This window comes from Erwinia sp. JUb26 (assembly GCF_003751505.1).
In the GTDB taxonomy this organism is placed as follows: Bacteria; Pseudomonadota; Gammaproteobacteria; order Enterobacterales; family Enterobacteriaceae; genus Erwinia.
Genome location: NZ_RJVB01000009.1, coordinates 22,714 through 36,471 on the forward strand (window position 1 = coordinate 22,714; position 13,758 = coordinate 36,471).

At 55.5% G+C, this 13,758-nt stretch carries 16 protein-coding genes; 5 read left to right on the forward strand and 11 right to left on the reverse strand.

Going from position 1 to position 13,758, the window contains the following annotated elements:
* Positions 1 to 115: 115 nt before the first annotated feature.
* From pxpA to EC836_RS20515, 7 genes are all read right to left on the reverse strand, one after another.
* Positions 116 to 853: a 5-oxoprolinase subunit PxpA gene (pxpA, locus tag EC836_RS20485; RefSeq protein WP_123336547.1), complete on the reverse strand. Its 738-nt coding sequence runs from the start codon at positions 851 to 853 to the stop codon at positions 116 to 118.
* Positions 850 to 1,776, reverse strand: coding sequence for a 5-oxoprolinase subunit PxpC (pxpC, locus tag EC836_RS20490; RefSeq protein ID WP_123336549.1), 927 nt, complete (start codon positions 1,774 to 1,776; stop codon positions 850 to 852). The genes pxpA and pxpC overlap by 4 nt, the downstream gene beginning before the upstream one ends.
* On the reverse strand, positions 1,770 to 2,426 hold the full coding sequence (pxpB, locus tag EC836_RS20495; RefSeq protein ID WP_123336551.1) for a 5-oxoprolinase subunit PxpB: 657 nt from the start codon (positions 2,424 to 2,426) through the stop codon (positions 1,770 to 1,772). Before pxpB ends, pxpC begins: the two co-directional genes overlap by 7 nt.
* Before the next feature lie 123 nt (positions 2,427 to 2,549).
* Complete coding sequence (locus EC836_RS20500; RefSeq protein WP_123336553.1) at positions 2,550 to 3,293, reverse strand: type 2 GTP cyclohydrolase I; 744 nt, start codon at positions 3,291 to 3,293, stop codon at positions 2,550 to 2,552.
* 2 nt (positions 3,294 to 3,295) lie between these two features.
* The gene (gene phrB, locus EC836_RS20505; RefSeq protein ID WP_123336555.1) at positions 3,296 to 4,726 is read right to left on the reverse strand and encodes a deoxyribodipyrimidine photo-lyase; all 1,431 of its coding nucleotides are present in this window, start codon (positions 4,724 to 4,726) and stop codon (positions 3,296 to 3,298) included.
* An 18-nt stretch (positions 4,727 to 4,744) separates the two neighbouring features.
* A complete protein-coding gene (locus EC836_RS20510; RefSeq protein WP_123336557.1) occupies positions 4,745 to 5,722 on the reverse strand; it encodes a 2-thiouracil desulfurase family protein in 978 nt (325 codons plus the stop codon).
* Positions 5,723 to 5,904: 182 nt separating this feature from the next.
* Entirely contained in the window at positions 5,905 to 6,111 is a 207-nt protein-coding gene (locus EC836_RS20515) for a YbfA family protein (protein ID WP_123336559.1), read from the reverse strand.
* Between the two features lie 303 nt (positions 6,112 to 6,414).
* Between EC836_RS20515 and kdpE the strand changes: the two genes are divergently transcribed.
* On the forward strand, positions 6,415 to 7,098 hold the full coding sequence (kdpE, locus tag EC836_RS20520) for a two-component system response regulator KdpE (RefSeq protein WP_123336561.1): 684 nt from the start codon (positions 6,415 to 6,417) through the stop codon (positions 7,096 to 7,098).
* Between the two features lie 87 nt (positions 7,099 to 7,185).
* Here kdpE and pgm read toward each other — a convergent pair whose 3' ends face one another.
* Genes pgm through EC836_RS20530 form a run of 3 tightly spaced genes read right to left on the reverse strand, consistent with a single transcriptional unit; the run spans position 7,186 to position 9,607 of the window.
* The gene (gene pgm, locus EC836_RS20525; protein WP_199735254.1) at positions 7,186 to 8,826 is read right to left on the reverse strand and encodes a phosphoglucomutase (alpha-D-glucose-1,6-bisphosphate-dependent); all 1,641 of its coding nucleotides are present in this window, start codon (positions 8,824 to 8,826) and stop codon (positions 7,186 to 7,188) included.
* 24 nt (positions 8,827 to 8,850) lie between these two features.
* Positions 8,851 to 9,387, reverse strand: coding sequence for a replication initiation negative regulator SeqA (gene seqA, locus EC836_RS24880; protein WP_199735255.1), 537 nt, complete (start codon positions 9,385 to 9,387; stop codon positions 8,851 to 8,853).
* Positions 9,374 to 9,607 carry a hypothetical protein gene (locus tag EC836_RS20530; RefSeq protein WP_123336563.1) on the reverse strand — a complete coding sequence of 78 codons (234 nt, stop codon included), beginning with the start codon at positions 9,605 to 9,607 and terminating at the stop codon, positions 9,374 to 9,376. The genes seqA and EC836_RS20530 overlap by 14 nt, the downstream gene beginning before the upstream one ends.
* 39 nt (positions 9,608 to 9,646) lie before the next feature.
* On the opposite strand from EC836_RS20530, the gene ybfF reads away from it, so the two are divergent.
* From ybfF to fur, 4 genes are all read left to right on the forward strand, one after another.
* Entirely contained in the window at positions 9,647 to 10,411 is a 765-nt protein-coding gene (gene ybfF, locus EC836_RS20535; RefSeq protein ID WP_123336565.1) for an esterase, read from the forward strand.
* 146 nt (positions 10,412 to 10,557) lie between these two features.
* A complete protein-coding gene (gene ybfE / locus EC836_RS20540) occupies positions 10,558 to 10,839 on the forward strand; it encodes a LexA regulated protein (protein WP_123336567.1) in 282 nt (93 codons plus the stop codon).
* Between the two features lie 145 nt (positions 10,840 to 10,984).
* On the forward strand, positions 10,985 to 11,515 hold the full coding sequence (gene fldA / locus EC836_RS20545) for a flavodoxin FldA (protein ID WP_123336569.1): 531 nt from the start codon (positions 10,985 to 10,987) through the stop codon (positions 11,513 to 11,515).
* 394 nt (positions 11,516 to 11,909) lie between these two features.
* Complete coding sequence (gene fur, locus EC836_RS20550) at positions 11,910 to 12,353, forward strand: ferric iron uptake transcriptional regulator (RefSeq protein ID WP_105591064.1); 444 nt, start codon at positions 11,910 to 11,912, stop codon at positions 12,351 to 12,353.
* A gap of 56 nt (positions 12,354 to 12,409) precedes the next feature.
* On the opposite strand, the gene mtr is transcribed toward fur, so the two are convergent.
* Positions 12,410 to 13,657: a tryptophan permease gene (mtr, locus tag EC836_RS20555; RefSeq protein WP_123336584.1), complete on the reverse strand. Its 1,248-nt coding sequence runs from the start codon at positions 13,655 to 13,657 to the stop codon at positions 12,410 to 12,412.
* Positions 13,658 to 13,758: the final 101 nt, after the last annotated feature.

Consider the following 13,758-nt stretch of genomic DNA (forward strand, 5'->3'; position numbering starts at 1 on the left):
TATCGGCGGCGGTGAAATGCCAAATTCCGATGTTGAGAGAACCTGGTTGTAACCTGTTATGACCGGGAACCTGAAGCCGTTACAAAATGGCGGATAAAGACTCGGTCCACCGAATCTAACGGTTGGTGACATCGATCAAATGGGCACGAAAAGCCTGCTGGAGCCGCTGCGCAAAGTTAAGCGCATGAGGACCGTCGCCGTGAAGGCAGACCGTTTCCGCTTTTACCGACACCCACTTTCCCGTCACGCTCAGCACTTCGCCGCGCTGCACCATATCCAGCGTCTGACGAATAGCCAGCTCCACGTCGTCTATCAGCGCGCCCGGCTGCCCGCGCGGCACCAATGAACCGTCAGCCTGATAGCCGCGATCGGCAAAAACCTCTTCTCGCGTCACCAGCCCCTGCGCCCGCGCAGCCCGAATCGATTCACTCCCCGCCAACCCGACCAGAATCAGTGCCGGATCGACGGCCTTCACCGCCCGGGCTATCGCCTCCGCCAGCGGTATTCCTCGCGCCGCCTGGTTGTACAGCATACCGTGGGGTTTGACGTGAGCCAGCCTACCGCCAAGGCTTTCGGTCAGCGCCTTCAGTGCACCGACCTGGTAAATCACCTGGGCATAAACCTCGTCCGGCGGCAGCTGCATCGCCGTACGGCCAAAGTTTTCACGGTCCGGAAAGCTGGGATGTGCGCCAATCGCCACGCCGGCATGCAGCGCCTGCCGCACCGACTGCAGCATGGTGGATGCATCGCCCGCGTGAAAACCGCAGGCGATATTAACCGATGTGACCAGCGGCAAAAGCTCCCGTTCGCCGGGGCATCCTTCGCCGATATCGGCATTAAGATCGATTTTCATGCCCTTAATCCCCAGGCGATCTGATCCAGCACGCGCTGCTGCTCTCTTTTGGCCTGCAGCGCCTCTTCCAGCGTGCAGTGGACAAAGTGGATCGGCTCACCCAGCCGCAGCTGCGCCAGATGATAGAGGTCGGCTTCGATCACGCAGGCGATGCGCGGGTAACCGCCGGTAGTCTGGGCATCGGCCAGCAGCACAATCGGCTGCCCTCCGGCAGGCACCTGCACCACGCCGGGAACCAGCCCGTGCGATAGCAGTTCACGATCGGCTTCGCGCTGGAGCTTACGCCCCTGTAGGCGGTATCCCATGCGGTTACTTTGCGGGTCGAGCCGCCATGCGGTGCGCCAGAATGCCTCACGGCTGTCGACGCTGAATTCATGGTACTCCGGCCCGGGCAGCGCCCGCACCCGATTGCCCCACAGCAGCTGCCGTACACCCGCAGGTTGACTAAAATCACGCGTCGCTGCCCCCAGCGGCAGCCGATCGCCATCCCGCAGCTTTCGTCCGGCAAGACCGCCGAAACCCGCTTTCAGATCGGTGCTTTTCGATCCCAGCTGCGGTTCGACAGCAAAACCGCCATTAACGGCCAGATAGCTGCGCATACCGCGCTGCGGCATACTGAGCGTGAGGCGCTGACCTTTTTTCACTGCCGTTCGCCAGCCGGTCCAGAGAGTCTCTCCGTCCAATTTTGCGTTGCACCCCGCTCCGGTGAGCGCGAGCCAGCCGTCGCGACCAAATTCAGCGGTAAACTGCCCGAGAGTGATTTCCAGAACCGCCTCATCCGGTGCATTGCCCACCAGCATATTGGCCGTCTGCATCGCCGGAGTATCCAGTGCGCCGCAGCGACTGATGCCGTACTGACCCCAGCCGTTCCGTCCGGCGTCCTGAATGCTGGTGCTGATCCCGGCACGAATGATTTTCAGCATACGCCCTCCTTCTGCGGCACAAAGCGCACCCGATCGCCGGAACGCAACAGCACCGGCGGCTGCCGATCTGGGGTGAACAGTGTGGTTTGTGCCCGGCCAATCAGCTGCCAGCCGCCGGGCGTGGCCAGGGGATAAACACCGGTCTGTGCCCCGCCGATGGCAACCGATCCGGCAGGAACCTGTAGCCTGGGCTCGGCGCGACGCGGCGTGTGCAGGCGGCTATCAAGACCGCCAAGATAAGGGAAGCCGGGCTGGAAGCCGATAAAATAGACGACATATTCCACGGCGCTGTGGCAGGCAACCACCTGCGAGGCGCTCATTTCGCAGTGGCGCGCGACCTCGTCAAGATCGGGACCCGCCGGGCCACCGTAGACCACCGCGATGTCGATTAAGCGTGATTCCGGGACCTGTATTTCACTGGTTTCCCACCACTGCTGTAGCCACTCAATGGCATCCAGAGCGGTTTGCTGCGGATCGCTCAACGCGACGGTAATATTATTCATCCCGGGGACAACATCGATGACTTCGGGACGACCGCGCAAGCGCTGCGCCAGTCCCCATATACGCTGCTGGCTGCTCAGTGAAACCGGCGGATCCAGTTCCAGCACCACAGTGCGTTCTCCTAACAAATAACATCGTGCTCGCTGCACCCAAGCCTCCTGAGCGGAAGTGATCGCCATTGACGGACAGGGAAACAGTTATGCGAGATTGTCGTAACGGTGTCAACCTACGGGGCGGCGGCAGCTGCCTCCCGCAGGTTGCTGATACGGGGATCAGACCGGATTATCGATATCAATAAAAGTGACATCCAGGCCGTGATGTTTGGCCAGCCACTCACCGAGCGCTTGAATACCGCAGCGTTCGGTGGCGTGATGGCCGGCACCGTAAAAATGGAGCCCCTGCTCGCGCGCGCTGTGGATGGTTTGTTCGGAGGCTTCACCGCTGATAAATGCATCAACGCCAAACGCGGCGGCGGCATCAATAAAGCCCTGTCCGCCGCCGCTGCACCACGCGACGCGCTTAATCAGCGCCGGGGCGTTGTCGCCGCAGTGCAGAGGCGTACGTCCCAGCGTATCTTCAATGCGCTTCGCCAGCTGTTCGCCGCTAATCGGCTGGGCAAACTCGCCCCAGAACAGTAGCTGTTCCACTTCACCTTTCATCTCGATACCGAACATCTTCGCCAGCAGGGCGTTGTTGCCCAGTTCAAGGTGCGCATCCAGCGGCAGATGCCAGCCAAACAGGTTGATGTCGTTCGCCAGCAGCGTTTTCAGGCGCTGACGCTTCATCCCTTTGATAACCGAAGGTTCGTTTTTCCAGAAATAGCCGTGATGCACCAGCACAGCATCAGCCTCCAACCGCACGGCTTCATCCAGAAGCGCCTGGCAGGCGGTCACACCAGTGACGATCTTTTTAATTTCGCTCTTACCTTCGACCTGCAACCCGTTTGGGCCATAGTCCTTAAAGGCGGTGGCATTCAGTAACTGGTTAACCAGCTGTTCGAGTTCACTATTGCGCATAATCAATCCATCTGTTTTCGTGCAGCTTCAAAGGCGTCCAGCGTTTGCTGGCGTGCCTGTTTATGTTCCACGATCGGCGCAGGATAATCGAGCCTTTGGTTCATTTTCTTTGCCCACTCATGGGGCTGATGAATATATTTTTCCGGCACCTGCCGCAGTTCGGGCAGCCACTGACGAATAAACTCGCCTGCCGTATCGAAGCGTTCGCCCTGCGTGGTGGGATTAAAAATGCGGAAATACGGTGCCGCGTCGGTGCCGGTAGAAGCGGCCCACTGCCAGCCGCCGTTATTCGCCGCCAGGTCGCCATCAATCAGCTGTGACATAAAGTAGCGTTCGCCCTCGCGCCAGTCGATCAGCAGGTCTTTCACCAGGAAGCTGGCGGCGATCATCCGCAGCCGGTTATGCATCCAGCCGAGAGTGTTAAGCTGACGCATGGCGGCGTCCACAATCGGATAGCCGGTTTTGCCTTCCTTCCAGGCGGCAAGTTGCTCGGGTGCATCGCGCCAGGCGACCTTACGCGTCCAGCGGACAAAGGGCTGATGGCGGCACAGCGCCGGGTAAGCCACGATCAAATGGCGATAAAACTCTCGCCAGATAAGCTCATTCAGCCAGACAAAAACTTTGCCGTCTTCCAGCCCGCGCGGATGCTCTTTTAGCAGTCGATATAGGCACTGGCGCGGTGACAGCACGCCGAGGGCTAAATACACCGAAAGACGGCTGGTGCCGTCCAGCGCGGGTAAGTCACGCCGCTCGGGGTAGTGCGTCACCGGTTGCTGGCTGAATTCACGCAGCCTGGCAATCGCCGCCTTTTCACCGGCGGGAAACAGCGTGCTGTCGATGGATTCTCGCGGATAGTTAAAGGGCTTCAGCGGAGAAACGTTTTTCAGCGGCCCGCTTTCGCGCACGGCCGGAGCGGAAAAACATTCGGGCAATCCTTCCTGCAGACGCTTAACAAAGGCCTTACTGAACGGCGTAAAGACCTTATACATTTCACGATTGCCGGTCAGCACGCTACCGGGCGGCAGCAGCAGGCTGTCGTCAAATCCCTGCACCATTACATCATGATCAAACAGCACCCGCTCGGCATCAGCATCGCGCTGGCGCTCGTTAACTTCGTACTGATAGTTATAAAACATGCGGTCAACGCGGTGCTCCTGGCAGAAGTCCAGCAGCCGATCCACGGAGGCGCTGAAGTCATCACATTCGGCAAGATGCAGCTCGATGCCCTTCTGTGCCAGTGACTGCTGCAGATCCTGCAGACTCTGCCAGATAAATTCCGCCTGCTTCGCGGCCATGCTATGGCTCTGCCACTGTTTCGGCGTGGCAATAAATAGCGCAATAACTTTCGCGCTGCCTGAGCGGCAGGCGGCATAAAGGGCATGGTTGTCGTTGATGCGCAGATCGTTACGCAGCCAGACCAGGTGGGTTGTCATAATGCTCCCTGAATGTATTTAGTATCCGTAACGCAGCCGCAGGGCTTCAGGATAAGGCGAGAAGTAGCGCTGCCCGGTCAGCCAGGGATGCGGATACTGCGTCATATAGTGTTTCAGCAGGGTAATCGGGGCCAGTAAAGGCTGGATACCGCGGCGGTAGCTGTCAATCAGCGTAGTCAGTTCCTGGCGCTGAGGCGGATTCAGCTCACGGCGGAAATAACCCTGAACGTGCATCAGCACATTGGTGTGATTACTGCGCGAGGCGGGCAGCTTCATCAAATCCATCAGCAGCTGACGATAGGCCAGAGCGAACTCCTCCAGCGATTCCCAGCGATCCATTTTGGCCACGAACGGGCCGATTTCCCGGTATTTTGGCTGCGAGTGTGCCAGCAGAAGCAGTTTGTAACGGCTGTGGTAATCCATCAGTTTTGCCCGGGTCAGACCGCCCGCCCACAGCTGATTAAACTCATGCAGCGCATACACCCGCGCGACGAAATTCTCCCGCAGGATAGGATCGTGCAGTCGTCCGTCTTCTTCCACCGGCAGCCACGGCAGCTGCGCCATCAGCTCGCGGGTGAAAATTCCGACGCCCTCTTTTTGATTATTGTTGTTATCAGGCTGATAGACCCGCACGCGCTCCATGCCGCAGCTGGGCGATTTCGCACAAACGATGTAGCCACACAGATGGTGAAGCTGGGCCACCTTTTCAGCGGAGAATGTCTGCATCTTTTCGGTCACAGCTATATCTTTCCCGTTAACGTCGGACGCCTTACCGTTGCTAAAGCGCAGCGCTACCTCATCCCCTTCGCCTTGAGTCAGGCGCAGTGCGGGCCGGGGTGCCGGTAAACCAATCGCCATCTCCGGGCAGACCGGCTCATAGTGAAGATAAGGAGCCAGCTCTTCTGCCGCGAAAGCAGAGCGCTTATGTCCACCGTCAAATCTTACCCGCTCACCGAGCAGGCAGGCACTGATGCCAACAGGAATTTTTTTGCTCATATCTATACAACCTAAAAATTATTGTACAGGTTTGAGTGTAGATCAGTTTCGCTGATTTATCTCTTAAAACCTCTGTTGATGGATTTTACGCAAAAAAAATCCCGCACTCAGGCGGGATAGTAAACTGAAAAAATGGCATTGAATTGTTGGTTTAGCTTAAAGCTGTCGCGTTGAAACCGGGATTAATAAAAATCGCAGCAGACCGACTCGGCTTCCGCCAGCCAGACTGGCTTATCGCTGGTTTTCAACCAAACCCGGTGGAGGTAGCTGTAAAAACGGGCACGGTCGGCGCGGAACAGCATGACCGGCAGCGCGAGAACACCGGCGAGCACAACCGCTGCACGACGCATGAAAATCCGCGTAGTTGAATAAGAGTGATAAAGATTCATACGTCCTCCTCAAATCGGTTAAAAAAATCGTCTGTAATCTGAGCAAAATAATAGCGCCTTTAATGTAATTTTACTACTGATCGGACCACTTATTTTGCCTGAATTTTGGGCTATTTTCGCCCAAACTGTAATTATGTTACATGATGGTTAATAAAGACTTAAAATTACCGTTGATATGATCGATTAGTTAACAAGTGAGCGCATCGAGAAACAGCAGTGGGCTATCCGTCGCCTCTTTTGCTAAATTAGCCACCATAATGGCGTTTCCCGGCAGATCGGTCTGACTGCCGGTGCGGAGGAACCTTGACCACGATTCTGATCGTTGAAGATGAAAAAGAGATCCGCCGTTTTCTACGTGTGGCGCTGGAGGGCGAAAGCTTTCGCGTGGTGGATGCCGACACGCTCAGCCGTGGGCTGATTGAGGCCGCCACGCGCAAGCCTGAACTGGCGATCCTCGACCTCGGATTACCGGACGGTGACGGCATTCAGTTTATTCGTGAAGTACGCCAGTGGAGCAGCATGCCGATCATTGTGTTATCGGCACGCAGCGACGAGCAGGATAAAATCATAGCGTTGGATGCCGGTGCCGATGACTTTCTGACGAAGCCCTTTGGCGTGGGTGAACTGCTGGCGAGAGTGCGCGTTGCCCTGCGCCACCGTCCGGCATCGACCGGGAGCAGCGAGCAGGCACAAATTACCTTTAGCGACGTCAGCGTCGATATTGCCGCCCGGCGGGTCACCCGCGATGGCAGCGATCTGCATCTGACGCCGATTGAATTTCGTCTGCTGGTCAGCCTGCTGAATCATCCCGGCAAGGTCATGACCCAGCGGCAGCTGCTGGTTCAGGTCTGGGGACCGAATGCGGTTGAGCACAGTCACTACCTGCGGATCTATATGGGCCACCTTCGGCAAAAGCTGGAGCGCGATCCCGCCCAGCCCCAGCATCTGCTGACGGAAACCGGCGTGGGCTATCGCTTTATTCCCTGAATTACGGCAACAAAAAAAGGCCATTCAGAGAATGGCCTTAATCATGATTACCGCTGCGACTGCGTCGCCTCAGCGGCAACATCAGCCTCAGGCATTTTTCAACACCGCGCTGACTATCTCTACCGCTTCTTTCTCAATCTTCTCGCGGTGCTCGGCACCGAGGAAGCTTTCACAGTAGATTTTGTAGGCATCTTCAGTGCCGGAAGGACGCGCGGCAAACCAGCCGTTTTTAGTCATCACTTTCAGTCCACCGATGGATGCGCCATTACCCGGCGCAGCAGTCAGACGGTCGGTGATCGGATCGCCCGCCAGCGTGTCCGCGCTAACCATTTCCGGAGAAAGCTTCGACAGGGCAGCTTTCTGGGCTGACGTTGCCGCAGCCTGGATACGGTTATAGCTTGGTGCACCGAAGCGCTCGGCCAGTTCATCATAGTGCTGCTGCGGATTCTTACCGGTCACGGCGGTAATTTCCGCCGCCAGCAGGCACATGATGATGCCGTCTTTGTCGGTTGACCACGGCGTGCCGTCGAAGCGCAGGAAGGATGCCCCCGCGCTCTCTTCACCACCGAAGCCGAAGGTACCGTCAAACAGGCCATCAACAAACCACTTGAAGCCCACAGGCACTTCCACCAGCTTACGGCCGATATCGTTAACCACACGGTCAATCATCGCACTTGAAACCAGCGTTTTGCCTACGGCGACGTCTTTGCCCCACTGCGGACGATGCTGGAACAGATAGTTCACCGCAACGGCCAGATAGTGGTTAGGATTCATCAGTCCGGCAGGCGTGACGATGCCATGGCGGTCATAATCCGGGTCGTTGGCAAACGCCAGATCGAACTTGTCGCGCAGCGCCAGCAGGCCCGCCATGGCACACTCGGATGAGCAGTCCATACGGATCACGCCATCTTTATCCAGGTGCATAAAGCGGAAGGTCTGATCGACGGCATCGTTAACGATAGTCAGATCGAGCTTGTAGAACTCAGCAATACGCTGCCAGTAGGCAATACCGGATCCACCCAGTGGATCGACGCCGATTTTCAGGCCCGCTTTCTGAATCGCCGGGATATCGACGATCGTCGCCAGACCTTCGATATACGGCTGGATCAGATCCTGCTCCTGCAGATGGCCGCTGGCCCATGCCTGATCGAGAGAAATACGCTTAACGTCTTTCAGACCGTCCTTAATTAAGGCATTGGCACGATCTTCCACCACTTTGGTGACGTTGGTATCCGCCGGTCCACCGTTTGGCGGGTTGTATTTGATGCCGCCATCTTCCGGTGGATTGTGGGAAGGCGTAATCACAATGCCGTCCGCGAGTGCCGCTCCGGCTTTATTATGCTCAAGGATAGCGTTCGAAATCGCAGGAGTCGGCGTATAGCCATTATCCTGCTGCACAATCACATCCACACCGTTTGCCGCCAGCACTTCCAGCACCGAGATAATCGCCGGTTCAGACAGCGCGTGGGTATCTTTACCAACGTAGCAGGGCCCGGTCACGCCGTTCTTTTTACGTTCTTCGGCAATCGCCTGGGCAATCGCCAGGATATGCGTTTCATTGAAACTGTGACGACCCGCGCTACCGCGATGACCTGAGGTGCCGAATTTTACTGCATGTTCCGCATTGCCCAGTTCAGGCTGTAAGACGTAGTACTGCGATGTTAACTGTGCAACGTTAATTAAATCGCTCTGCCGGGCTGGCTGCCCGGCACGGGGGTGATTGGCCATTGGCGCTTCTCCCTGACGCTTCGGTTAAAGGGTACCGCAAACTTTCTCGGTCAGTTCCGCCGGGAACTGCATCGATAACATGATATGTTCCACCATGCTGCGCTTACGGCCTGTATTGGTGTTGGTGATCACCCAGTAAGGGGTGCCCGGAATATGCTGCGGCTTGGTATGCGTACCGTTCTGAGTCAGCGTCTGCTGGTTGCCCGCGAAATAAACGCGCGTGCGGCCATGCAGCGACTCGGTGGCATCGCCAAAGGCTTTGGCGTCCAGGGTATATAAAGTCGATAAGATCAGCATAAACCTGTTCACCACTTTCTTCTGCTCGGCATATTCGTCGGAAAGCAGCAGTTCACGCACCGCGCGAACGCGGTCCTGCGGGCGAGGTTCAGATTTCACCACGGCGGGCTCTTTTGCCGCCTGGGCAACCGGTGCCGCTGGCGCAGTCTGCCCGGCGGTGAACTTCAGCATGCGGCGTAAAATGTCCGATGCGCTTTCCCCAATATGCTGAGTATGGCTGGCAATATAGCGGTATAGCTCTTCGTCGACTTCAATCGTTTTCATCTTTATCCAGTACGGTTGTTGCTTCTATCAGAATCGGGGTAAAACGGGCACGATCCTCAGGATCATCTGTTTTCTGGAACCCGGATCCTAACATCAGGATTATAAAGTTAAATCCAGCCCGGTTGTAGCTTAAGCCCTCTTTGCCAGCAAAAGTCAGAATTTGCCGTAAAAGATCGTTGGCAGCGCCTGTGCTACCCCCGGCAGAAAATGTAAAATCCATGATACCCTAAGCCTTCGTTCCAACTGTAAGAACTTTGCTATGAATTTGAATGTCCGCCTGCAATCTGAACAATCCGCGACAGACGATCTGCCTTTAGTGTTGATCCACGGACTTTTCGGCAGCCTCGATAATCTCGGCATCCTTGCTCGTGACCTGAAGCAGCACCGTCGTCTGATCCAGCTTGATGTGCGCAATCATGGCCTGTCGCCACGGTCGAATGAGATGAACTACGCGCTGATGGCGCAGGATGTGCTGGAAACGTTAGACGGACTGGGTGTTGAGCGTTTCGGCGTTATTGGCCATTCAATGGGCGGCAAGATTGCCATGATGCTGACCGCGCTGGCTCCGGACCGCGTGGACGGACTGGTGGTGATTGATATGGCACCGGTCGCCTACCCCACCCGCCATCATGATGATATTTTCGCTGCGCTCCAGGCGGTGACGGATGCAGGCATCGCTTCGCGCAGTGAAGCAGCAGCGCTGATGCGCCAGATGCTGACGGAAGAAGGGGTCATCCCGTTTCTGTTGAAATCGTTCCACGAAGGCGAATGGCGCTTCAATGTGCCGGTGCTGTATCAGTGCTACGACCAGATTATCGGCTGGCAACCGCAGCCCGCCTGGCCGCATCCTGCACTGTTTATTCGCGGGGAGCGTTCACCCTATCTGGCGGATGAATATCGTGATGCGCTGCTGGCACAGTTCCCGCAGGCGCGGGCCTACGTTGTGGCCGGTGCCGGTCACTGGGTACATGCTGAAAAACCTGATGCAGTTTTACGCGCAATTCGTCGATTTTTTGTGCTGTAAAAACAATTATTTCCCTATGTTGTTAAAACATTGTCGTCATCACTTTCACTGGGGTATGATGCGCGCTGACATTTTTCCGCTGGCGATTTTTCCGGCGGATAACGGCCTGACACATCAGAAATCCAGCCTTTCAGTATCACTATTCTATGGCAAAAGAGAACACGGACCGCACAACGCTCGATCTGTTCGCAGATGAACGTCGCCCGGGACGACCGAAAACTAATCCGCTGACGCGTGATGAGCAGCTGCGCATCAACAAACGTAATCAGCTTAAGCGCGATAAAGTTCGCGGGCTTAAGCGCGTCGAGCTGAAAATGAACAGTGAAGCCGTTGACGCACTGAACCAGCTGGCCGATGCGCGCAATATGAGCCGCAGCGAGCTGATTGAAGAGATGTTGCTGAATCAGCTAAAACACCTTCAATCCTGATCGCCCTGCGTGCTCTCAACGCACAAAGCGACAAAAGCAGCAGGATTACGCATTTATCCGCTCTCGGCGGTCTGCTATTATTAACACCATCTGCAAAAATTTTGGCAGCCACCATATCATTAAGATTCAAGAGGTTATTAAACTCATGGCAATCGTAGGCATTTTCTTTGGCAGCGATACGGGCAATACGGAAAACATTGCAAAAATGATCCAGAAACAGCTGGGTAAAGACGTTGCAGAAGTTCGTGATATTGCCAAAAGCAGCAAAGAAGACCTTGAAGCCTTCGACATTCTGCTGCTGGGCATTCCCACCTGGTACTACGGTGAAGCGCAGTGTGACTGGGATGACTTTTTCCCGACGCTGGAAGAGATCGACTTCAACGGCAAGCTGGTCGCCCTGTTCGGCTGTGGCGACCAGGAAGACTACTCAGAATATTTCTGCGATGCGATGGGCACCATCCGCGACATCATTGAGCCAAACGGCGCGATTCTGGTAGGCCAGTGGCCAACCGAAGGCTATAACTTCGAAGCCTCTAAAGGCCTGGCCGATGACAACCACTTCCTGGGTCTGGCCATCGACGAAGATCGTCAGCCGGAACTGACCAATGAGCGCGTTGATAAGTGGGTTAAACAAATTTTTGATGAACTTCAGCTGAAAGAAATCATCGAAGCCTGAGTCAAACGGTTTGATGTGGGAGACATCTCACATCAAACCAGTGATTTTTCCTATAGAAGTAATAGATACGTATTTGTAACTTCCACCTGTAAAAATGTACAATAACCCTATCGGTTACCCGCTTTCTCATCCTTCAGCATCTCTAAACGATCTTTAGCGATCGTCGTGCGACGGGATGAGATAGAGCGAAATGTTAACTTTGTAAGATTTGGACGCAAGCCACTCAGGACGTAATGACATTTATCCTTACATCCAATAGTGGTTTAAGGCATCCCTTGTTGTTTTCATTTCGATGTATGAGTTCTATACTGTGACGCATCCAACTCTAGCGTCAACCGATGTTCAGGGCTTTTCAGCCACTAAGTGACTAGCAAAGTAACAGGACAATATCCGCATGACTGACAACAATACCGCATTAAAGAAGGCCGGCCTGAAAGTCACGCTTCCACGACTGAAAATTCTGGAAGTGCTTCAGGAACCAGAAGGCCATCACGTCAGTGCGGAAGACTTGTATAAGCGCCTGATTGATATGGGCGAAGAAATCGGTTTAGCCACGGTTTACCGCGTGCTTAACCAGTTTGATGACGCAGGGATCGTTACCCGTCATAACTTTGAAGGCGGAAAATCCGTTTTCGAACTGACTCAGCAGCACCATCACGATCATCTGATCTGCCTGGACTGCGGCAAAGTTATCGAATTCCGCGACGAATATATCGAAGCACGTCAGCGTGAAATCGCCACTCGCCACGGGATCAAACTGAGCAACCACAGCCTGTACCTTTATGGCCATTGCTCTAAAGGCGACTGCCGCGAAGACGATACGCTGCACGACGAGTAATCCGTTCTGATATCAGTATGAAAACCGGTGGCTGCCCACCGGTTTTTTTTTGCGCGTTATCCGGCATACACCGGCAGGACGTTCCAGTATGAAAGTAGGGACACCAGCGCATTCACCGCACCGAAAATCAGCACCAGCACGATCGGTGCCATTCCTCCCCTGACCTGCCATTCCGCCGTGCTAAAACGCTGACGCGCTCTTCGCGCCAGCATTGCAGGCGTGATTACCGCCCACAGCGTTGCCGCCAGCCCGGCATAGCCAATCGCCACCAGAAAACCGTTCGGCCAGATCATCGCGGCCGTCAGCGGCAGAATAAAAGTGACAACGGTCGTTTTTAGCCGGCCGATCGCCGAACGATCAAACTTAAACAGGTCGGCAAGATAGTCAAAGAAGCCCAGACTGACGCCCAGGAACGAGCAGGCGACGGCAAAGTTAGAGAAAATATCCAGCAGCAGGTTCAGATAGGGACTGTGCAGCACGCCGGAAAGTGCGGCGACCAGCACGTCGATATTTCCACCCTGCGCCGCAATCGCTTTGAATTCATGGCGCGGGATGTTGCCCATCGTGCCAATAATCCAGATAAAGTAGATAACCAGCGCCATCAGCGTGCCGAACACCAGACAGCGGCAAACCCGACTGCCGTTCTTCTGGTAATAGCTGACCAGCCCGGCGATATTGCCATGATAGCCAAATGAGGCGAGGCAGAACGGAATCACCATCCAGAGGTAGCGCAGGTAGTGGCTTTCATCACCCTGGCTGTCCAGCAGCTTCACGGGTTCGATATGCCACAGCAGCCCGCCAAAGATGATCAGAAAGGTAATCACCTTCGCGCCGAGAAAAATCAGCGTCATACGGCTCACCATCGCCGTACCCAGCCAGATAAACACCGCCACCAGCAGCGTAAAGGCAAAACCAGCGCTACGGGCAGAGATCGGCAGTGAAAGCTGGCTCAGCGTGTGCTGAATAATGGCTCCGCTGGCGGAGATATAGGCGTAGGTGAGGATCCCGAGGACAAAGGCAACTGACAGACCGTTAATCAGGTTCCAACGTCGCCCCAGCAGGTCGCGCGTAATGGTATCGAAGCTGGCCCCGGCAGGATAATGCAGGCTGGCCTCCAGGAACAGCAGGCCGGAAAGCAGCATGCAGAACCAGGTGACAATCAGTAATGCTGATGACCACAGGAACCAGGCGCCGGACATCACGACGGGTAATGAAAACATCCCGGCACCGATAATGGTGCCGCTAATAATTAACGTTCCCCAAAGTGTAGAAGGCAGGCGGGCGGCGGAAACCGGTAAATCCATGACTAATCCTTAGCAAAAAACGGAAACTCACCGCCATCACCGGAATTATTCACTGGGTGAGCGGCATTAACGCCGCACATTCTACATGAACCCGCACCCGC

What these genes read in the sequence shown, in the direction of transcription:
- pxpA (WP_123336547.1), bottom strand. Translation starts at nt 853, where the DNA reads ATGAAAATCGATCTTAATGCCGATATCGGCGAAGGATGCCCCGGCGAA.
- pxpC (WP_123336549.1), bottom strand. Translation starts at nt 1,776, where the DNA reads ATGCTGAAAATCATTCGTGCCGGGATCAGCACCAGCATTCAGGACGCC.
- EC836_RS20500 (WP_123336553.1), bottom strand. Translation starts at nt 3,293, where the DNA reads ATGCGCAATAGTGAACTCGAACAGCTGGTTAACCAGTTACTGAATGCC.
- phrB (WP_123336555.1), bottom strand. Translation starts at nt 4,726, where the DNA reads ATGACAACCCACCTGGTCTGGCTGCGTAACGATCTGCGCATCAACGAC.
- EC836_RS20510 (WP_123336557.1), bottom strand. Translation starts at nt 5,722, where the DNA reads ATGAGCAAAAAAATTCCTGTTGGCATCAGTGCCTGCCTGCTCGGTGAG.
- EC836_RS20515 (WP_123336559.1), bottom strand. Translation starts at nt 6,111, where the DNA reads ATGAATCTTTATCACTCTTATTCAACTACGCGGATTTTCATGCGTCGT.
- pgm (WP_199735254.1), bottom strand. Translation starts at nt 8,826, where the DNA reads ATGGCCAATCACCCCCGTGCCGGGCAGCCAGCCCGGCAGAGCGATTTA.
- seqA (WP_199735255.1), bottom strand. Translation starts at nt 9,387, where the DNA reads ATGAAAACGATTGAAGTCGACGAAGAGCTATACCGCTATATTGCCAGC.
- EC836_RS20530 (WP_123336563.1), bottom strand. Translation starts at nt 9,607, where the DNA reads ATGGATTTTACATTTTCTGCCGGGGGTAGCACAGGCGCTGCCAACGAT.
- ybfF (WP_123336565.1), top strand. Translation starts at nt 9,647, where the DNA reads ATGAATTTGAATGTCCGCCTGCAATCTGAACAATCCGCGACAGACGAT.
- ybfE (WP_123336567.1), top strand. Translation starts at nt 10,558, where the DNA reads ATGGCAAAAGAGAACACGGACCGCACAACGCTCGATCTGTTCGCAGAT.
- fldA (WP_123336569.1), top strand. Translation starts at nt 10,985, where the DNA reads ATGGCAATCGTAGGCATTTTCTTTGGCAGCGATACGGGCAATACGGAA.
- fur (WP_105591064.1), top strand. Translation starts at nt 11,910, where the DNA reads ATGACTGACAACAATACCGCATTAAAGAAGGCCGGCCTGAAAGTCACG.
- mtr (WP_123336584.1), bottom strand. Translation starts at nt 13,657, where the DNA reads ATGGATTTACCGGTTTCCGCCGCCCGCCTGCCTTCTACACTTTGGGGA.